22 protein-coding genes and 1 riboswitch are annotated in these 18,868 nt (G+C 59.0%); of the genes, 11 read left to right on the top strand and 11 right to left on the bottom strand.

Translation table 11 applies throughout. The features are described from left to right. Positions 1-507 carry a DUF934 domain-containing protein gene (locus PIB16_RS18310; protein ID WP_271046125.1) on the top strand — a complete coding sequence of 169 codons (507 nt, stop codon included), beginning with the start codon at positions 1-3 and terminating at the stop codon, positions 505-507. A gap of 146 nt (positions 508-653) precedes the next feature. Next, positions 654-1,466 (top strand): ferredoxin--NADP reductase, encoded by an 813-nt coding sequence (locus tag PIB16_RS18305; RefSeq protein ID WP_035264028.1) that lies wholly within the window; start codon positions 654-656, stop codon positions 1,464-1,466. Positions 1,467-1,524: 58 nt separating this feature from the next. Here the strand turns inward: PIB16_RS18305 and PIB16_RS18300 are convergent, their stop codons facing one another. After that, entirely contained in the window at positions 1,525-2,811 is a 1,287-nt protein-coding gene (locus PIB16_RS18300; protein ID WP_271046124.1) for an MFS transporter, read from the bottom strand. Positions 2,812-3,005: 194 nt separating this feature from the next. On the opposite strand from PIB16_RS18300, the gene PIB16_RS18295 reads away from it, so the two are divergent. Then, positions 3,006-3,509, top strand: coding sequence for a hypothetical protein (locus PIB16_RS18295; protein ID WP_080856330.1), 504 nt, complete (start codon positions 3,006-3,008; stop codon positions 3,507-3,509). 39 nt (positions 3,510-3,548) lie between these two features. Here PIB16_RS18295 and PIB16_RS18290 read toward each other — a convergent pair whose 3' ends face one another. The 6 genes from PIB16_RS18290 to PIB16_RS18265 form a co-directional block, all read right to left on the bottom strand. Continuing rightward, complete coding sequence (locus tag PIB16_RS18290) at positions 3,549-4,352, bottom strand: endonuclease/exonuclease/phosphatase family protein (RefSeq protein ID WP_271046123.1); 804 nt, start codon at positions 4,350-4,352, stop codon at positions 3,549-3,551. A 158-nt stretch (positions 4,353-4,510) separates the two neighbouring features. Further along, complete coding sequence (locus tag PIB16_RS18285) at positions 4,511-5,068, bottom strand: fasciclin domain-containing protein (RefSeq protein WP_065655403.1); 558 nt, start codon at positions 5,066-5,068, stop codon at positions 4,511-4,513. A gap of 217 nt (positions 5,069-5,285) precedes the next feature. After that, the gene (gene gcvP / locus PIB16_RS18280; protein WP_271046122.1) at positions 5,286-8,150 is read right to left on the bottom strand and encodes an aminomethyl-transferring glycine dehydrogenase; all 2,865 of its coding nucleotides are present in this window, start codon (positions 8,148-8,150) and stop codon (positions 5,286-5,288) included. Next, positions 8,150-8,512 (bottom strand): glycine cleavage system protein GcvH, encoded by a 363-nt coding sequence (gcvH, locus tag PIB16_RS18275; protein WP_271046121.1) that lies wholly within the window; start codon positions 8,510-8,512, stop codon positions 8,150-8,152. The genes gcvP and gcvH overlap by 1 nt, the downstream gene beginning before the upstream one ends. A gap of 28 nt (positions 8,513-8,540) precedes the next feature. After that, a complete protein-coding gene (gene gcvT, locus PIB16_RS18270; RefSeq protein WP_271046120.1) occupies positions 8,541-9,680 on the bottom strand; it encodes a glycine cleavage system aminomethyltransferase GcvT in 1,140 nt (379 codons plus the stop codon). 149 nt (positions 9,681-9,829) lie between these two features. Next, positions 9,830-9,917, bottom strand: a riboswitch (glycine riboswitch). Positions 9,918-10,041: 124 nt separating this feature from the next. After that, positions 10,042-10,227 carry a DUF3008 family protein gene (locus PIB16_RS18265; RefSeq protein WP_065655407.1) on the bottom strand — a complete coding sequence of 62 codons (186 nt, stop codon included), beginning with the start codon at positions 10,225-10,227 and terminating at the stop codon, positions 10,042-10,044. Positions 10,228-10,401: 174 nt separating this feature from the next. Between PIB16_RS18265 and PIB16_RS18260 the strand changes: the two genes are divergently transcribed. Beyond that, positions 10,402-10,782 carry a hypothetical protein gene (locus tag PIB16_RS18260; protein WP_080857013.1) on the top strand — a complete coding sequence of 127 codons (381 nt, stop codon included), beginning with the start codon at positions 10,402-10,404 and terminating at the stop codon, positions 10,780-10,782. Between the two features lie 87 nt (positions 10,783-10,869). Continuing rightward, positions 10,870-11,841, top strand: coding sequence for a copper chaperone PCu(A)C (locus tag PIB16_RS18255; RefSeq protein ID WP_080856335.1), 972 nt, complete (start codon positions 10,870-10,872; stop codon positions 11,839-11,841). Between the two features lie 237 nt (positions 11,842-12,078). Here PIB16_RS18255 and PIB16_RS18250 read toward each other — a convergent pair whose 3' ends face one another. Continuing rightward, complete coding sequence (locus PIB16_RS18250) at positions 12,079-12,381, bottom strand: hypothetical protein (RefSeq protein ID WP_065655458.1); 303 nt, start codon at positions 12,379-12,381, stop codon at positions 12,079-12,081. 203 nt (positions 12,382-12,584) lie between these two features. On the opposite strand from PIB16_RS18250, the gene crcB reads away from it, so the two are divergent. The 6 genes from crcB to PIB16_RS18220 all read left to right on the top strand — a co-directional run bounded on the left by crcB (position 12,585) and on the right by PIB16_RS18220 (position 16,699). After that, on the top strand, positions 12,585-12,962 hold the full coding sequence (crcB, locus tag PIB16_RS18245; protein ID WP_003523608.1) for a fluoride efflux transporter CrcB: 378 nt from the start codon (positions 12,585-12,587) through the stop codon (positions 12,960-12,962). Positions 12,963-13,028: 66 nt separating this feature from the next. Then, on the top strand, positions 13,029-14,018 hold the full coding sequence (locus PIB16_RS18240) for an RluA family pseudouridine synthase (RefSeq protein WP_035264040.1): 990 nt from the start codon (positions 13,029-13,031) through the stop codon (positions 14,016-14,018). A gap of 6 nt (positions 14,019-14,024) precedes the next feature. After that, positions 14,025-14,693 carry an HAD family hydrolase gene (locus tag PIB16_RS18235; protein WP_065655411.1) on the top strand — a complete coding sequence of 223 codons (669 nt, stop codon included), beginning with the start codon at positions 14,025-14,027 and terminating at the stop codon, positions 14,691-14,693. A gap of 29 nt (positions 14,694-14,722) precedes the next feature. After that, positions 14,723-15,517 carry an ATP12 family chaperone protein gene (locus tag PIB16_RS18230; protein ID WP_271046119.1) on the top strand — a complete coding sequence of 265 codons (795 nt, stop codon included), beginning with the start codon at positions 14,723-14,725 and terminating at the stop codon, positions 15,515-15,517. A 60-nt stretch (positions 15,518-15,577) separates the two neighbouring features. Beyond that, on the top strand, positions 15,578-16,066 hold the full coding sequence (locus PIB16_RS18225) for a hypothetical protein (RefSeq protein ID WP_271046118.1): 489 nt from the start codon (positions 15,578-15,580) through the stop codon (positions 16,064-16,066). 243 nt (positions 16,067-16,309) lie between these two features. Beyond that, positions 16,310-16,699 (top strand): RidA family protein, encoded by a 390-nt coding sequence (locus PIB16_RS18220; protein WP_065655414.1) that lies wholly within the window; start codon positions 16,310-16,312, stop codon positions 16,697-16,699. Between the two features lie 60 nt (positions 16,700-16,759). Here PIB16_RS18220 and fghA read toward each other — a convergent pair whose 3' ends face one another. From fghA to PIB16_RS18205, 3 genes are read right to left on the bottom strand one after another with little or no spacing between them, the layout of a single operon-like run. Next, the gene (gene fghA / locus PIB16_RS18215) at positions 16,760-17,593 is read right to left on the bottom strand and encodes an S-formylglutathione hydrolase (RefSeq protein ID WP_271046117.1); all 834 of its coding nucleotides are present in this window, start codon (positions 17,591-17,593) and stop codon (positions 16,760-16,762) included. A 28-nt stretch (positions 17,594-17,621) separates the two neighbouring features. Further along, positions 17,622-18,281, bottom strand: coding sequence for a DUF1345 domain-containing protein (locus PIB16_RS18210; protein ID WP_003523623.1), 660 nt, complete (start codon positions 18,279-18,281; stop codon positions 17,622-17,624). A 25-nt stretch (positions 18,282-18,306) separates the two neighbouring features. Next, on the bottom strand, positions 18,307-18,762 hold the full coding sequence (locus PIB16_RS18205; RefSeq protein ID WP_080852077.1) for a YaiI/YqxD family protein: 456 nt from the start codon (positions 18,760-18,762) through the stop codon (positions 18,307-18,309). Between the last annotated feature and the right edge of the window lie 106 nt (positions 18,763-18,868).

Below are 18,868 nucleotides of genomic sequence, written 5' to 3'. Positions count from 1 at the left end.
ATGACGAAAATCTGGAACCGCGACGGCTTCGTGGAAAACGATCCCTGGCTGATCGAAACGGAAGAAGTGAAAGCGACGGCGGAGCAGAAGCCCGTGCTGCCGCTCGCCGATTTTCTGGTTCGTGCCGCCGAAAGCAACGATATCGGCCTCGGCGTTCTGATCACGCCCGCCGACGATGTGACGCGGCTCGGACCCTATCTCGACCGTATCGACCTTGTCGCCATAAGCTTCCCGGCCTTCAATGACGGTCGCGGTTTCAGCCACGCTTCGCTGCTGCGCAGCCGTCTCGGTTTTGCGGGCGAGGTGAGGGCGGTTGGCGACGTCCTGATCGATCAGGTGCCGCTGATGCTTCGTACCGGCTTCACCAGCTTTGCAGTGACGAACGGCACGGCCATCCGCCGCCTGTCCGAAAATCGCCTGCCGGAAATTCCGGTTTATTACCAGCCGACGGCCAAGCCGGCGAGCGGCGGTGAGGCCTATAGCTGGCGTCGTCGTGCGTCTGTATGACACGTTGCGTGGAAATATGAGTTTTTGATACATATTTCCTACGCACATGGCAGTATTGACATTCTCATGCCTTCAAACCGGAGCAAAAATGGTATAATTGCCCGGTCGGAGAATGTCGCATCGAATAAGAATGGACGGAACCTGAAATGAACGCGCCAGCCAAGACGGAAGATTTCGCGATCAAGATACCTGACGGTGTTTACGCCGAGACGGTTTTATCGGTGGAGCACTATACCGACCACCTGTTCCGTTTCCGTATGACGCGCCCGGCCGGCTTCCGTTTCCGTTCCGGCGAATTCGCCATGATCGGCCTGATGGTCGGCGACAAGCCGATCTACCGCGCCTATTCCATCGCCAGCCCTGCCTGGGACGAGGAACTGGAATTCTTCTCGATCAAGGTTCCGAACGGTCCGCTGACGTCGCATCTTCAGGCGATCAAGCCCGGCGACACCGTGCTGATGCGCAAGAAGCCGACAGGCACGCTGGTTCTGGATGCGCTGACGCCCGGCAGACGGCTTTACATGTTCTCCACCGGCACCGGCATCGCGCCTTTCGCGAGCCTGATCCGTGACCCGGAGACCTATGAGAAGTTTGAAGAGGTCATCCTCACCCATACCTGCCGTGATGTTGCAGAGCTGAAATACGGCTTCGATCTGGTCGAGGAAATCCGTAACCACGAATTCCTGAACGAGATCGTCGGCGACAAGCTGAAGCACTATGCGACCGTCACCCGCGAAGATTACCCCTTCAAGGGCCGCATCACCACGCTGATCGAGAACGGCAAGCTGTTTGCGGATCTCGGCGTCCCGGCGCTCGATCCCGAAATCGATCGCGGCATGATCTGCGGCTCCTCGGCAATGCTGAAGGACACCAAGGAGCTTCTGGAAAAAGCCGGCCTGAACGAAGGCGCCAACAACAAGCCCGCCGAATTCGTGATCGAGCGCGCTTTCGTCGGTTGATCCCATAAAAAGCTACGAGATTTCAGGAGGCCGTCAGGCCTCCTTTTTGTTTGCGCCTTCAGTGCCGGTGTTGAGAGGCGGCGTCGTCATCCTGTTTCGGGGCTATTTCGTTGCGATAGAGAAGAAAAAGCCCGATGGCGATAGCGGCAATGCCGCCGCCGACGAGATGCGACAGCGAATAACCGCCCTTCGTCACCAGCCAGCCTGCGACGACATTGCTGAACGATGCGCCGATACCCTGAACCATCATGACGCTGGCAAGGCCGACATTAAAACGACCGGTGCCTTTCAAAATCCTCTCCACAGCAACCGGGGTGACGATGCCGAGCAGGCCCGCGCCAACGCCATCGAGAAACTGCACCGGGAAGATCACCCAGAAATCCGAAAAGGCCGAGGCGAGGAGACCGCGTATCGGCAACGCGATCAGCGCGATGATGAAAACGGTCGAGAGACCGAAACGGCGTATCAGCCATGGGGCCATTGCGGCGACGAAGATCATCGCGAATTGCGCGACGCCGGTAATGATGGCGGTGGTGCGGAAGGGCGTCTGCAGTTCGATGGCGAAATCCTGCGCGATCAACCTGCCCATCGGCGCGTTGCCGAAGTGGAAAACGAGCAGAATGATGGCGAGAAAGATCAGCCCGCGTTCGTGCAGCAGCACCCTGATGCCGGACGGTCCCGGCTCTCCCTTGTCTTCGGCAAGGCCACGCGCAACCTTGTGATCAATCATACCGGGATCAATGGCCGCCGTAGCGAGCAGGGCGCCTGCAGCAGTCAGCAGCATCAGACCGATGATCCCGTGCATGCCGAAGAACGTTACGACCACATAAGTCGCGAAAAGCGACGCAAAATTACCACCGTGGTTCCAGAATTCATTACGCGAAATCTGGTGGGAAAACAGTCGCTCGCCGACAAGGCCGAGTGTGAGGCCGGCAAGCGCGGGACCGACAACTGCGCCAACCACCGCCGTCATGATCTGGCCTGTCCAGACGATCCAAACATCCGGAAAGATCAGCGTGATCAACGCCCCGACTGTCACGAGAACAACGGGGATGGCAATCAGCGTTCGTTTCCACGTCGTGCCATCCACCAGCGCGCCGCAGAGCGGTGTGGCAAGCAGACCGACGAGGCCACCGACCGTGGCGATCATGCCCAACGAAAGCGAAGACCAGCCCTGTGTCGCCAGAAATGCATCCAGAAACGGCCCGAGGCCGTCACGGGCATCGGCAAGGAAAAAATTCAGCGCTGCAAGGGCAAAAAGCGTGCGGTCTGAGATACCACCGCTACGCGGCAAGCCACCGGAAGGAAGTCCGCCGGGTGGTGCCGAAACGCCGATTGTCGTCATGAAATATGCTCCGAAAAATATGCAAGAGGGAATGGGAATTAATTGAGGCTGGCGAAAAACATCTGTGCCCGCATTTGGTTGCATTGGCACGACATGACGATAAATCCTAGATGTTTTTGGTCGCTGCAAAGTCGGCTGGAGGAACGTTTAACGGTACTCGTGAGTTAGTCTTCGTGGAAAAACGGATACGCGCCATGAAGATCAAGGTTTTTGCAGTTTTATTTTCGGCCGCATTGCTCGGCACGCAGCCCGCACATGCGGACGAACGCGCATTTCTCTCATCGCTGAAAGGCACATGGGCAGGCAAGGGAACCGTGATTACCCGGATAGGCACGCCGCCGATCAATGTGAGTTGCACACTGAACTCCAATGCGGGGGCATCGTCGCTCAACATGTCAGGCACTTGCCGCGGTCTTCTCGTGGTCAGGCGGGCAATCGCTGCCGATCTGTCGGAGAAGGGCGGACGCTACAGTGGCGCCTATACCGGGCCTTCCGGGCGCCCATCCGCACTTTCCGGCACAAGACAGGGAAACGCCATAAATCTGACAGTGCGATGGAACCGGGATATCAACGGCGATCGCATTGCTGCCATGACCATTGAAAAGATTGGAGCCAACGGTCTGCGGCTGCGCACCACCGATAAGGACGGCAGGACCGGCAAGACGGTGGTGACGAGCGATATCCGGCTCGTTCGCTAAGTCAGCGGTGAGACAATGACGGATGGGCGGCTCGGGTTTCTAGTGGAATTCGAGCAGCAGGGGGCAATGGTCCGAAACTTCCGGCTGCCTCACCACATCGAAACGATCGATCTGCACGGCTGGATTGACCAGCATGTAATCCGCATAACGGTTCGCTTTGGCATAATGTGAGGTCCGGGTGTCAGTAAAGCCGCGTGTCGTGACGAGTTCGGTGAGATCCAGTTCCTTCAGCACAGTGAAGGTCTCGCTGTCAGGCAGGACATTAAAATCACCGCAGACGATGATCCGGTCGCCATCCTCAGCAATGTTTTTGACAAGTTGTACGAGGCGTTTCGCCTGCGCTAGACGGGCGGGGATATTGTGTTTGCCGCTGAGGTCGCGCAATCCGTGCATATGGGCGATGACGGCCGGCTGACCGGTGGTGAAGTCGAAAACCCTGACGGCGTGGCCAGTGCGCGACCGTGGATGATCACCATATCCGTCTGCGGAAAAAGTCCCGTGCACGAACCCTTGCGCCTGCGCAACGACGGCCATGGATTTGCGCACAAAGGTCGCCAGCCCCCATTGGGAAGGATATCTAATCTCGCCGTGCCAGAGATCACCCTGCGCCGCCGGACAGAAGATCGCCAGGTGATCCGGCAAGGCCTCGGCGATTTCGTGGAAGAAGTTTGCCCTTTGCGGCAGGTCGATGCCGTGATCGCGGTAGCTCAGCCAGTCCTCAAAGGCAGTCGGCGTGTGCACCACCTCCTGCAGGCAAAGAATATCGGGATCGGATGAGGAGATATAGGGAACAATCTCGTCATGAAGCTTTCCGCCCCAACCATTCAGGCAAATCACACGCATTCCCACTCCATCGCCGCTTGATTGTGGTATCCGTTCTAGCATGGAAGGCGTGACGATCAATCGTGTGTGAAGAGGCCGCGAAACGTTGCTGCTGTAACGGAAAAGGCCCGGAGCGATCCGGGCCTCTGCATGTGCCAGTCGCCTGCCGTTTCGTTATATTACATCTTCGGCAGCAACACCTTGTCGATGACATGAATGACGCCATTGGATTGTTTGACGTCGGCGATGGTGACGTGGGCAACCGTACCATTCTCGTCCGTCAACGTGATTTTTCCCATGCTCTCCTTGGCCTTGAGAACGCAGCCGCCGACGGTCTTAACGTCATGCTCACCTTTGTCGTCCTTGATCATCTTTTCGATGGCGGGTGACAGTGCATTGGCGGCAACCACATGGCAGGTCAGCACCTTGACCAGCTTCTCCTTGTTCTCGGGCTTCAGAAGATCATCGACCGCACCCTTCGGAAGGGCCGCAAAAGCCTCGTTGGTTGGTGCGAACACCGTGAACGGGCCCTTTCCCTGAAGTGTTTCGACAAGCCCGGCAGCCTTGACCGCTGCGACAAGCGTTGTATGGTCTTTCGAGTTCATCGCATTTTCAACGATGTTCTTGTCCTCGAACATTGCGGCGCCGCCAACTTTGGGGTTCGCGGCATAAGCGGAAACCATGCCGATGGAAAGAGCTGCGGCCAGCGTCAGGACGCGAACAGAAACGTTGTACATCGTTATTCCTCCTTGGTGACTTCCAAACCCCGAAAGGCACTTCTTTCGGTGGCCGCTATCGGTGATCCGTAGCGACACAAGAGACGGAAGCCGGCTCCTCGAAGTTTCGAGGCGAGCCAGGAAAAATGATAAATAATTGATTTCAAGAATGATTATCTATGTGTCGACATAAAAAAGCCCGGAGCGATCCGGGCTTTTGTCTTGAGCGAAACGAAGTTTACTCAGCCGCTTCGGCATAAGCCTCCATCGGCGGGCAGGTGCAGATGAGGTTGCGGTCGCCATAGACATTGTCGATGCGGTTGACCGGCGACCAGTATTTGTCGATGCGGAACGCGCCGGGCGGGAAGCAGCCCTTTTCGCGGCTATAGGGACGATCCCATTCACCAACGAGGTCTTCCACCGTGTGCGGTGCGTTCTTCAGCGGGTTGTTGGTCTTGTCCGCGCGGCCTTCCTCGATGTCGCGGGCTTCCTCGCGGATCGCCAGCATGGCATCGCAGAAACGGTCGATTTCCGCCTTGGTTTCGGATTCCGTCGGCTCGATCATCAGCGTGCCGGCAACCGGCCAGCTCATGGTCGGCGCGTGGAAACCGCAGTCGATGAGGCGCTTTGCGACATCGTCCACCGTCACGCCGCAGCTATCTGCCAGCGGGCGGGTATCTATAATGCACTCATGCGCCACGCGGCCGGTTTCGGACTTGTAGAGCACGTCGTACGCACCCTTCAGCCGCTCGGCGATATAGTTGGCGTTGAGGATCGCCACCTTGGTCGCCTGCGTCAGCCCTTCGCCGCCCATCATCAGGCAATAGCTCCACGAAATCGGCAGGATCGATGGCGAGCCGAACGGGGCAGCAGACACCGCACCCTCACGACCGTCCGTCGCCGGATGGCCGGGCAGATAGGGAGCAAGATGCGCCTTGACACCGATCGGTCCCATGCCGGGGCCACCGCCGCCATGCGGAATGCAGAAGGTCTTGTGCAGGTTGAGATGCGAAACGTCCGAACCGATATCGCCGGGGCGGGCGAGACCGACCATGGCGTTCATGTTGGCACCGTCCAGATAGACCTGTCCACCATGCTTATGGGTGATTTCGCAAATCTCGCGAACCGTCTCCTCGAACACGCCGTGGGTGGATGGGTACGTGATCATGCAGCACGAGAGGTTTTCTTGATACTGCTCTGCTTTTGCACGGAAATCATCGATATCGATGTCACCATTGTCCCGCACTTTGACGGGCACCACTTTCATGCCGACCATCTGCGCCGAGGCAGGATTGGTGCCATGCGCCGACGTCGGAATGAGGCAGACGTCACGGTGTGTGCCGCCATTGGCAAGGTGATAGTTGCGGATGGTCAGAAGCCCGGCATATTCCCCCTGCGCGCCGGAATTCGGTTGCATGGAGAAGGCATCGTAGCCGGTGACCGAGCACAGTTTTTCCGAGAGATCGTCGATCATCTCCTTGTAACCGAGCGCCTGATTGGCCGGCACGAAGGGATGGATGTCGGAAAATTCCGGCCAGGTGATCGGCAGCATTTCCGCAGTTGCGTTCAGCTTCATGGTGCAGGAACCGAGCGGGATCATCGAGCGGTCGAGCGCCAGATCACGGTCCGAAAGACGGCGGATGTAACGGGTCATCTCGCTTTCGGCACGGTTCATGTGGAAGATCGGATGCGTCATGTACTGGCTGGTGCGCAGCAGTTCCTTCGGCAGACGATATTCCGGCTCGAAATCCGAGATCGAGAAATTGCCGCCGAAAGCGCGCCAGACCGCCTCAAGCGTTGCCGGGCGCGTGCGCTCGTCAAGGCTCATGCCGATCTTGGTCGCACCGACCTTGCGAAGGTTCACGCCTTCCGCAACGGCCGAGCGCAGGATGACGCCCTGCATATGGCCGACTTCAACGGTGATGGTGTCGAAGAAGGTTTCCGGCTCGATGGTGTAGCCGAGCTTTTCCAGCCCCTTGGCCATCAGAACGGCCTTCTGGTGGGTCTGCTGGGCGATCGCCTTGATGCCCTGCGGGCCGTGGAAGACGCCGTACATGGAGGCCATGACGGCCAGCAGCACCTGCGCCGTGCAGATGTTCGACGTCGCCTTTTCGCGGCGGATATGCTGTTCGCGTGTCTGCAGCGACAGGCGATAGGAGCGGTTGCCGCGCGCATCGACCGAAACGCCGACCAGACGGCCGGGCATGGAGCGCTTATGCGCATCCTTGACGGCCATGTAAGCCGCGTGCGGACCGCCGTAACCAACCGGAACGCCGAAGCGCTGCGAGGTGCCGATGGCGATGTCAGCGCCCATTTCACCGGGCGACTTCAGAAGCGTCAGCGCCAGAAGATCGGCAGCGACGGCGGCAATCGCGCCCGTCTGGTGCAGGCGGGAAATCAGGCCGGAGAAATCGCTGACATGGCCGTGGGTGCCCGGATACTGGAAGATCGCACCGAACACATCGACCGGGTCGAGATCAGTAAAGGGGTTGCCGACAATCACCTTCCAGCCGAGCGGGGCCGCGCGGGTCTCGATCAGCGCAATGGTCTGCGGATGGCAATTGGCGTCAACGAAGAAGGCGGTCGCCTTGGATTTGGCGACGCGCTGGCACATCGCCATGGCTTCGGCAGCCGCCGTCGCTTCATCGAGCAGCGATGCGTTGGCAACATCGAGACCGGTCAGATCGCAGACCATGGTCTGGTAGTTCAGCAGCGCCTCAAGACGGCCCTGGCTGATTTCCGGCTGATAGGGCGTATAGGCCGTGTACCAGGCCGGGTTTTCCAGAATATTGCGCTGGATGACCGGCGGCGTGATGGTGCCGTAATAGCCCTGGCCGATCAGCGAGGTCAGAACCTGGTTCTTGTTGGCCGTCTCACGCAGGCGGTCGAGCGCCTCGCGTTCGGTCAGCGCGGCACCCCAGGTCAGCGGCACCTTCTGGCGGATGGAGGAGGGAACGGTGGCGTCGATCAGGGCATCGAGGCTCTTATAGCCGACGACCTTCAGCATCTCGGCCATTTCCGACGGCGACGGCCCGATGTGACGCCGGTTGGCGAAATCATAGGGCTGATAGTCGGTGAAATGGAATTCGGTGGGCGTCGTCATTACGCGATCAGCTCCTTGTAGGCTGCTTCATCGAGCAGCGTCTCGGCATCGGCCGGATTGGAGAGTTTCAGCTTGAAGAACCAGCCGGCGCCCTGCGGGTCGGAATTGACGAGCGAGGGATCATCAACGATGGCCTGGTTGATTTCCACCACTTCGCCATCCAGCGGACAATAGACATCGGAAGCCGCCTTGACGGATTCCACGGTCGCCGCGTCGCCATTCTTGGAGAAGGTGGCGCCCACTTCCGGCAATTCGACGAAAACGAGATCGCCAAGCTGTTCAGCGGCGTGGCTGGTGATGCCAACGGTGGCGATATCGCCTTCGAACTTCAGCCATTCGTGTTCTGCGGTAAATTTCAGCATCGTATTCTCTCCGGAGATGGGATGAAGATTATCGTTTATAGGTGGGCTTGATGAAGGGCAGGGCGGCGACGGTGACGGGCAGATATTTGCCGCGCACTTCCGCGAAAATCGCCGTACCGGGAGCAGCGTGGGAAACAGGCACGTAACCCATGGCGACGGGACCTTCGACCGAGGGACCGAAACCGCCCGAGGTCACTTCACCGATCTCCGTCTTGCCTTCGGCATCCGCAAACAGCTTCGAATGGCCGCGCACCGGCGCCTTGCCTTCTGGCTTCAGGCCGACGCGGCGGCGCGATGTGCCGTCTTTCAGTTCGCCGAGAATACGCTCCGCGCCAGGAAAACCGCCCTCGCGGTCTCCACCGGCGCGGCGCGCTTTCTGGATCGCCCATTCGAGCGAGGCTTCGATGGGGGAGGTCGTAGTGTCGATATCGTTGCCGTAGAGACAAAGGCCGGCTTCGAGGCGCAGGCTGTCGCGCGCACCAAGCCCGATGGCATCGCAATCGGGATGTTCGAGCAGGGCTTTGGCAATTTCTTCGGCCTTGTCGGCCGGTACGGAAATCTCAAAGCCGTCTTCACCGGAATAACCGGAGCGCGAGACGATGCACGGCACGTCATGCAGCGGCACTTCCTGCACATCCATGAATTTCATTTCCGAGACGCCGGCCCAGAGTTCAGCCAGAACGGCCTCAGCGCGCGGGCCCTGAAGCGCGATAAGCGCCCGGTCATCGAGAAGCGTTATCTCGCAGGCATCGGAAAGATGCGCCTTCATATGGGCGACATCGGCATCCTTACAGGCGGCGTTGACGACGACAAAAAGATGATCGCCGCGATTGGTGATCATCAGATCATCCAGAATGCCACCATTTTCGTCGGTGAAGAAACCGTAGCGCTGGCGGCCTTCCTTGAGGCCGAGAATGTCAACCGGCACCAGCTTTTCGAGCGCGCGTGCGGCATCTTCATTGTTGCCGGACTTCGCCTTCACGATCACCTGGCCCATATGGGACACGTCGAAGAGGCCGGCGGAGGTGCGGGTCTGGAGATGCTCCTTCAGAACGCCCGCCGGATATTGCACGGGCATGTCGTAACCGGCAAAGGGCACCATGCGGGCGCCAAGCGATATGTGCAGGGAGTGGAGCGGCGTGGTTTTCAGCGCGGCGGTATCGTCCAAGGACGCCTCCAGGGTTGCGCGAGATATCGCGCGGGCTCAGGTCATGGCGCAAAGCACCGGTTCAAGAGCCCCCTCTGTCCTTGTCGCCTGAGATTGTTATCCCTTCGGCGAGCCGTCCTTATGAAAGGTGGCTTCTCTCCAGAGTTCCGTCGTCACCGCTGGTCCTTTTGCCTGAGAGTTTCCGGGGCGGTTGCTCCTTCGGCACCGCAATGAAGCGGTTTCTCCCAACGGTGATGCGACGCTCATTATCTTCGAAGACCCGTTATTGGCAAGGACCAAATGACGCATCTGAACAGATTCTTGCTCCATCTGCGCCATCGGCGTAGCGATCTGGGACGACAGATGGTCTTGGCGGCTTTCTTCAGTCGGATTTTTTCTCAGGCAGGCCCTTGCGTTTCGTCGATGCGAAATCCTCAAGCTCCTTTTCTGTCATGGACTTCTCCATGCTTTTTGAAGCACCTTTTAAACTGGATTTCTTCGTTTCTCCGCGTTTGGCCGCCAGTGCGGCGCCCGCCGCTTTCTGCTGGGCCTTCGATTTCGCTGGCATTGTCGGGCCTCCATTGAAATGATGGTTGCCGAAGGAAAATGCCGCCTGGCATCTATTGTTCCCTTGCGACGGTCTGGCCTGCGGCAAAATTCCCCTTTGAAATCGGAGAGAAACAGGGATATCGCCTAGAACATGGATGCAAATCGAACACGACGATTGATGGGGATGGAGAAAATGCTTCGCATTTTCTGCGCGACCCTGATGTTGTCCCTCGGTTTTGCCCACAAGCCGGCACTTGCCGCAGCACCCGCCGTTGCGCTGGATGAGAGTTACCGGCTGCCGGACGGCACCTTCGCGGAAATCTGCCTTGGCCATGGCAACGGCGTCAATGCTTCCCATAACAAGGAAGGCCCCGCCCATTCCGGCGACGCCATCCTTTTTTGCGAGGCCTGCCTGCTCGCCTCGTCCATTCTTCTGCCGATGCCCGATACGGCTGGCTGGCTGAAGACGGAATTTGCCTGGCTCGACAACCGCCTGCCTGCGGAATGGAGCTTCCGCTCCGTGCTGACGATCCAGAAGCCCGCCGCGCGCGGCCCGCCGTCCCTGTCCGCCTGATTTTTCGTTTTACGGGATCATCGCCGCCTTTGGCGGCACGGAGCGGCTGCGCGGACCCAGAGGGATAGCAGCCGCAGGGACAAGCAAATGAAAACCACCAAGATCATCACCTGCAGCCTTTTCGTCGCCTCGGTTTCGACCTCGCAGGCTTTCGCCCATGCCACATTCGTTGACGGTTCGGCCGAACAGGAAAGCACCGTCGTTGCCGCCCTCCAGGTTCCGCATGGCTGCGAAGGCGGGCTCGCCACCACCGAAGTTCAGATCAAGCTGCCGGAAGGATTCATTGCCGCGAAGCCCCAGCCCAAGGCCGGCTGGGAACTGGAGGTCATCAAGGGAGACTACCAGAAGGCCTACAAGAACCACGGCAAGGAGATTAAAAGCGGACCGGTCGAAATCCGCTGGAAGGGCGGCAACCTGCCGGATGAATTCTACGACACCTTCTCCGTGCAGGGAAAAATCTCCGGTATTGAGGCGGGGCAGGACCTGCCATTCAAGGTAACACAGCTCTGCGGCGACAAGGGCAAGGTTGCCTGGGACGAAGTGGCAGCGGCCGGCGTCGATCCGCATTCCCTGAAAAGTCCCGCTCCCACCATTCGCGTTGCCGCAAAGGCTGCACATGCCGGCGGCCATGATCACTCCGCCATGGATATGGATGTCGTGAAGGCCGGCAGCCTCGAAGTGTCGGAGGGAACGACCAAGGCCATGCTGCCGGGCCAGCCGGTGGGCGGTGGATACGTGACGATCAAGAATACCGGCGATAGCGACGACAAGCTGATCGGCGTTGAATCGTCGTCCGCCGGACGTGCTGAAATCCACGAGATGGCTATGGTCAATGACGTCATGAAAATGCGCAAGTTGGATGACGGCATCGTCATTCCCGCCGGCCAGACGGTGGAGCTGAAGCCCGGCGGCCTGCACATGATGTTCTTCGATGTGAAGAAGCCCTTTGCCGAAGGCGACAAGGTGCCGGTAACGCTCATCTTCGAAAAGGCGGGCAAGGTGGAGATCGTGCTGTCCGCAGGCGCAGCCAAGGGCGGCGGCGACCACCAGCATAATTGACCGATGAAAAACGGCTACCGGAACGCGTGACAGGTCCGGTAGCCGCAAATTTTCATCTGTCGTGTTTGTTCTTCAGCGCCGTGGCGGAAAAGCAGGGTACATCTGCCCACGTGATTTTCCGGAACTCGGTCGCAAATCTCTAGAAGATCAGTCTGACACCAGGCTGAATGCGAAGGCTCCGCCTATATGGCGAAAAACTGAATAAATTACATTAAAATATATATATATCCACTTGATCTATAAATTACTTTCAGATTTTGATGTGAAGCTGTTTTCCTCGTAGGCCTCCACGGCCTGCTCGAGTGTCGCCTGTGGCTCCTGGCGCTGGCTGCTTGCTATCAGGAAATAGAGGGTGAGGGCCGGCGGCTTGATCGTCGTCATCAGGCCCCTGAGCTGGAAATCGTCGCCGTTTTCGGCCTTGCGCGCCAGTTCGTGAATGGCCTCTTCAACCTCGCTCTTGCGCGGCACGCGTTGCGGCGGCTTCATGGCCTCCAGCGCATAGGCCGCAGTATTTGCGGAAACAGAAAGAACCTGTGTCATCGAACCTCCGGCCATCTTCGCCGACCCTGAAAAACCGGAGATTAACAGTTGCCCATTGTTGGAAGGCTAAATCGCACAGCTGCAATTTAATCGTATTTTAACAGCCCAAAGCGCCGGGCAAAGGGGTTTCGCCAGCGGTTCCCATGGTCTAAAAATGTCCTGGACCGTCCGGTCCGACGATTTCTTCCGGAGACACATTCCCCATGATCAATATCGCCCTTGTCGCTGCAGGCGGCGCAATCGGTTCCGTGTTCCGTTATCTGGTCGGGGTCTGGAGCATGCGGTTGGCCGGACCGAATTTTCCTTGGGGAACCCTTGCCGTCAATGTGGTCGGATCTTTCCTGATCGGTCTGCTGGTCGAGCTTGTGGCGCGCCGGCTGAACGCCTCGATGGAAATGCGCCTGTTTCTCGTCACCGGCGTGCTCGGCGGGTTCACCACATTCTCGTCCTTCTCGCTCGATGCGGTCGCGCTGTTCGAACGCGGCGCGCTCGGGCTATCGGCGGTTTACGTGCTTGCAAGCCTTGCTGTTTCCATCGCGGCTGTTTTCGCCGGGCTGGCCTTGGGCCGCAGTTTGTTCTAAAGGCTTGGTCCAAACGGCGCGCCGACGAATAGGGCGCGCGATCAGGACAGAAAGACTGGAAATTTCATGGCAGGTATCGAGCATATCAAGGTCGGGGCCGACGAGGCCGGTATGCGCCTCGATCGCTGGTTCAAGATTCATTATCCGGGACTTGGTTTCGGGCAGTTGCAGAAGCTTCTGCGCTCCGGCCAGGTGCGTGTGGATGGCGGCCGGGTGAAGACGGATGCACGCGTGCAGCCGGGACAGATGGTGCGCGTACCGCCGGTCGATTCCGATCTCAAGGTCAAGAGTGGCCCGATCGGATCGAAAGACCTCAAACATTCCGAAGACGGCGAGCTCCTGGCGCGCATGCTCCTGCATGAGGACGACAAGGTCTTCGTTTTCAACAAGCCGGCCGGCATTGCCGTGCAGGGCGGCTCCGGCGTTACCCGCCATATTGACGGGCTGCTGGAAGCCTGGACCAATCAGAAGGGCGAAAAGCCGCGTCTGGTGCACCGCCTCGACCGCGATACGTCGGGCGTGCTTGTGGTTGCACGCACCCGCGGTGCTGCACAGAAGCTGACTGCCGCCTTCCGCGAACGCGATACCAAGAAGACCTATTGGGCGCTGGTCAAGGGCGTGCCGCGCAAGCACCAGGACAAGATTTCCACCTGGCTGGTCAAGGAACAGACCATGGATGGCGATCGCATGCGTATCGCCAAGCACGGCGAGGAGGGGGCCGATCACGCCGTTTCCTATTACCGCGTCATCGATACCGCCGCGCAGAACCTCGCCTGGCTGGAGATGGAACCCTATACCGGCCGCACCCATCAGCTTCGCGTGCACGCCCTGCATATGGGTCACCCGATCATCGGCGATCCCAAATATTACATCGACGATCCGAACTGGGATTTCCCGGGCGGCATCCAGAAGCGCCTGCATCTGCATGCGCGCCATATCGACATTCCGCATCCGAATGGCGGCCGGCTTCGGGTCAGCGCACCCTTGCCGCCGCATATGGTCCAGACCTGGAACCTGCTCGGTCTCGACGTGGCCGATGGCGACAGGGAAGACTGACAGCCCATGAAACTGGTTCTTTTCGATTGCGACGGAACGCTGGTGGATAGCGCCGGCCTGATCCATGCCGTCATGTCAGATACTTTCGCTGATTTCGGCAAACCGCGCCCCGATATCTCCGAAACCAAGGCGATCATTGGCCTGACGCTGGATATCGCCATCGCCCGCATGCTGGGCAAGGCGCATGTGGATGATGAAGCGAAGGCGATGACGGAACGTTACAGGGAACTCTATCATCCCCTGCGGGAGCGGCCGGAAATGACCGTACCGCTTTTCGACGGTATCGCCACGCTGATCGATACGCTTTCGAAACGCGACGATGTGCTGATCGGCGCGGTGACAGGCAAGGGTCGTCGCGGTCTTACCCATATCCTGCAGACCCACGGCCTTGCCGATCACTTCATCGTTTCGCGCACGGCGGATGATTGCCCCTCAAAGCCGCATCCGGCCATGGTGATGGAATGCTGCCATGAAACCGGCATGGTTCCGGCCGATACTGTCGTTATCGGCGATGCGATCTACGACATGCAGATGGCCAAGGCCGCCGGCGCGAAAGCAATCGGCGTTGCCTGGGGTTATGCCTCGGTCGACGATCTCTGGAAGGCAGGCGCCGATGCGGTCGTCAGCCACCCGCGCGAAATTCCGGCCTATGTTCCGGCCGATATTCTTGAATAACCTTTCTATCCGACTGACGAGGACGTGCCATGCGTGATCTCCTGAACGACCTTTCGGAGGGCCTGAGCCATCCCGACCCGATCCTGCGCGCGCAGATCCAGATGCAGAAACCTCTGCCGAAGCGGTTCTATAAAGATGTCACCGTCGGCGAGGCGGAGGAGGGCGGCTTTACCATCCTTCTCGATGGCAAGCCGCTGCGCACTCCTGCCAAGAAGCCGCTGACCGTCCCGACGCGTCCGCTGGCGGAACTGCTTCGCGACGAGTGGGATGCCCAGAAAGAAGTGGTGAATCCGGTGGTCATGCCCGTTTCTCGGCATGTGAACACGGCCATTGATGGCGTCGCCAATGATACCCAGGCTGTTTTTGAGGACATACTTCGTTTTTCCTCTTCCGATCTCCTCTGCTATCGCGCCGGCGATCCGGAAGCGCTGGTTGCGCGGCAGACGGACCATTGGGATCCGGTTCTGGACTGGGCGGCCAATGTGCTCGGAGCGCGCTTCATTCTCGTTGAAGGCGTGATGCATCAGGACCAGCCGCGCGAAGCCATCGCGGCCTTTGCGGTAACGCTGAAGAAATACGATACGCCGATTGCGCTTGCCGCTCTCCACACCATGACATCGCTGACCGGCTCCGCCATTTTGGCGCTGTCGCTGGCGGAAGGGGAGTTGACGCTGGAGGAAGCCTGGGCGCTCGCCCATCTGGACGAGGACTGGACCGCCGAGCAATGGCGCGAGGACGAGGAGGCGCTTGAGCGCCGCGCCGTCAGGCTTGTCGATATGCGCGCGGCACTCAATGTTCTGGAGTCGCTCAAGAGCGCGTCTTAACGCTTTTCTAACCCTGATGGCCGAATATGCGGTTACCTCACGTTAGGGGAGCCGCTGATCATGACCACCTCGTTGAAACGCCTTGGCATTCTTGTGCTGGCGTGTTTCACGCTCATGTCTTTCAGGCTGGAACCGGAAGCGACCCATACTGACCGGCTGCTGTACGATGTGCGCGGCGCATTCGTCGCCGCACGCCCGGATGTCGCTCCGGCGCTGATGCAGTCCATTCATGCGCAGGTGCAGAATGCGATCAAAACAACGGCGCGTGGAGAAACGCGGCCGCGCGTGGTACTGACCATCCGTCTCGCATCCGTTGCACGCGGCCCGTTCCTGTTCGGGGAAAGGGCGTCAGCCAAGGTCATCGTCCGCGCCGCAGCCGTCGCGACGGGAGAGGTGATCGCAGAGGCCAAATTCACCGCCACCGTCGTCAGCTTCGACAATCAGTCGATAGAGCAGGAACTTGCCTATGGCGTCGCCGAACGCGTGATCCGCGAATTCAGGCTCAGCCGGCCCGGCCCGACAACGCTGGCGACGGCGCTGTTTCCGTAAGCAGGACACAAAAGGCGAACGCGCGACGTCTATTCGTCCGCATTTCAGTTTCCGAAATATTTCAAGCTTCAATCAGGCGCATCTTCGGTGCAATTTACATACGTCGCGTATATGGAATTGACATGCGGCGCGTATGTAACTATCTGACATACGCAACGTATGTAAATGGGCGTCCGAAGCCTCTTTTAAAAAGAGCAACGCTTCTCGGCATCCATGACCACTCAGCCAAAAGAGAGATGCATAATGACCGCACGCGAAGCAATTTTCCCCGCTAACAGGCATGCGCTTTACGAGGAGCATGGCTATTCCGCAGCTATCCGATCCGGTGATCTTCTTTTCGTTTCCGGCCAGGTCGGCAGCCGTGCCGATGGAACGCCCGAACCTGATTTTGAACGTCAGGTCCGGCTGGCCTTTGAAAACCTCAAGGCCACGCTTGCAGCGGCGGGCTGCACCTTCGATGATATTGTGGATGTGACGACGTTCCACACGGACCCACAAAACCAGTTCGGAACGATCATGGCCGTCAAGCAGGAGATTTTCAGCCAAAAGCCTTACCCGAACTGGACGGCCGTCGGCGTCAACTGGCTTGCCGGCTTCGATTTCGAGATCAAGGTCATTGCCCGCATCCCGTAATGTCAGGTTAAATCGGCAGCGGCGGCGCTTACAGGGCGCCGCCAGCCCGCTTCTCCATCCTTATCCCAGCCGCTCCGCATGCCACTTCAAATGGTCATCCATGAAGGTGGAAATGAAATAATAGGAGTGGTCGTAGCGCTCATGCATGCGCAGCGTCAGGCCGATATCCGTGCCCTTGATCGCTTCCTCGAACAGCCAGGGGCGCAGGCCCTTTTCGAGAAAACTATCGGCTTTGCCCTGATCGATCAGGAACTCGGGAAAACGCGCGCCGTCCTCGACCAGCGCACAGGCGTCGTATTGACGCCATGCAGCCTTATCTGCACCGAGGTATTTTTCCAGCGCCGGCTCGGACCAGTCGGCCGAAGAGGGAGCCACGATCGGCGCAAAGGCGGAGCAGCTCTTGAAACGCTCGGGGTTCTTGAGCGCAATGGTCATAGCGCCATGGCCGCCCATCGAATGGCCAAAAATGCCCTGGCGGCTCATATCCGCACGGAAATGCTGGCGGATGAGTGCGGGCAGTTCTTCCGTCACATAGCTGTACATCCGATAGTGCTCGGACCAGGGCTCTTCTGTGGCATCGAGATAAAATCCGGCGCCCTTGCCCATCTGCCAGTTGGTCAGCTCATCTGGCACGTCATTGCCGCGCGGGCTGGTATCCGGGCAGACGACGATCAGCCCGAGTTCCGAGGCCATCCGGCGATATTCGCCCTTTTCCATGACATTGGCATGGGTGCAGGTGAGGCCGGAAAGATACCACAGGACAGGGCAGGGCTCATGGATCGCCTTCGGCGGCACATAAACCGCAAAGCTCATCTCAGATTTCAGGGTTTCCGATGTGTGCGAAAATACGCCCTGCATGCCGCCAAAGGCCGTATTCTGCGAAATAATGTTCATGAAGCCATTCCTTGTGAAATTCTGCGGTTTAGCCTGCAAGCGAAACGGCTGCATTGACCGCCGCCGCCACAAGAACCGTATTGAAGAAGAAAGAAACGATGGAGTGCAGCAGCGTGACCTTGCGCATGGCGGTCGTGGTTATCCCCACATCCGACGTCTGCGCCGTCATGCCGATCACCACGGCGAAATAGAGAAAGTCGTAACCGCAGGGTTCCTTCGTGCCCGGAAAATCCATGCCGCCGCGATGCTGGCGTTTGCCGTCCACCATGGCGGGCCGCCAGTAAAGATGGGCGTAATGCAGGGCGGTCATGGTGTGGATGGTCAGCCAGCCGAAGATAACCGACGCGAAGGCGATGAGCAGCGTCCAGACAGTCTCGCCCGTATGGTTGAGAGCTTGAAACAGCGATACCACCGCGACGGCAACGGCTAGCAGCGTAACGGCGATGATGGCGACCGCAGGCAGATCGTCGCTATCGGCATGGGCCTTAAGGTGCTGCGCCGTCAGGCCCGACAGGCGAAAGGCAATCAGGGTGAGATAGGTCAGGAAGAACAGAACAGCCGCGATCTCGATCGCCAGCGGCGGCGCAAAAACCAGCGCCAGGCCAAGGCTCACGGCGCCGACCAAAAAGGCAATGACGAAAGGTTGATGGCGGCGATAGCTGTTGCTTTTCATATTGGCCGGGGTCATGGGCGGCACCTTTCCGTTGGCGCCGTCATTTTTTGACACGGCGGCAGAAACGGTCAAGCGTCTCCAGAAAGGCGGAGCGGTCACGCGGTGAAAAAGCCGCATTATATCCCTTGCTTTCACCGGTTTCGCGCAGATGCGCGCCAAGATCGCGCATCGCCGTCGCCATCCCGATATTCGACTGGTCAAAAACGCGGCCCGTCGGCCCGGTCACCAGCGCACCCTTGGCGACGCAGCGGCCTGCCAGCGGCACATCGGCGGTGATGACAATGTCGTTTTCGGCCGCATGATCGGCGATCCAGTCGTCCGCCGCGTCGAAACCGGCGGAAACAATGACGTTTTTCACCATGGGATCGCGCGACGGGCGCAGACCGGAATTGGCAACGAAGGTCACTTCCAGCCCATGCCGCTCCGCCACCTTGAGAATCTCCGGCTTCACGGGGCAGGCATCGGCATCGACATAGATTTGCGGGTTTTGCGGCATGAGCACTCTTTTTGAGATAATTCCTGTCACGCTTCTAAGCGTAAATGCCGCGATTACCAAGCCTATCATTGCTGAAATGCGGGGTCGATGCCGGGTAGGGGCGGCA

This window comes from Agrobacterium sp. ST15.13.015 (assembly GCF_027871645.1).
GTDB classification, from domain to species: domain Bacteria; phylum Pseudomonadota; class Alphaproteobacteria; order Rhizobiales; family Rhizobiaceae; genus Agrobacterium; species Agrobacterium leguminum.
This window is presented reverse-complemented; position numbering and strand designations above follow the sequence as displayed.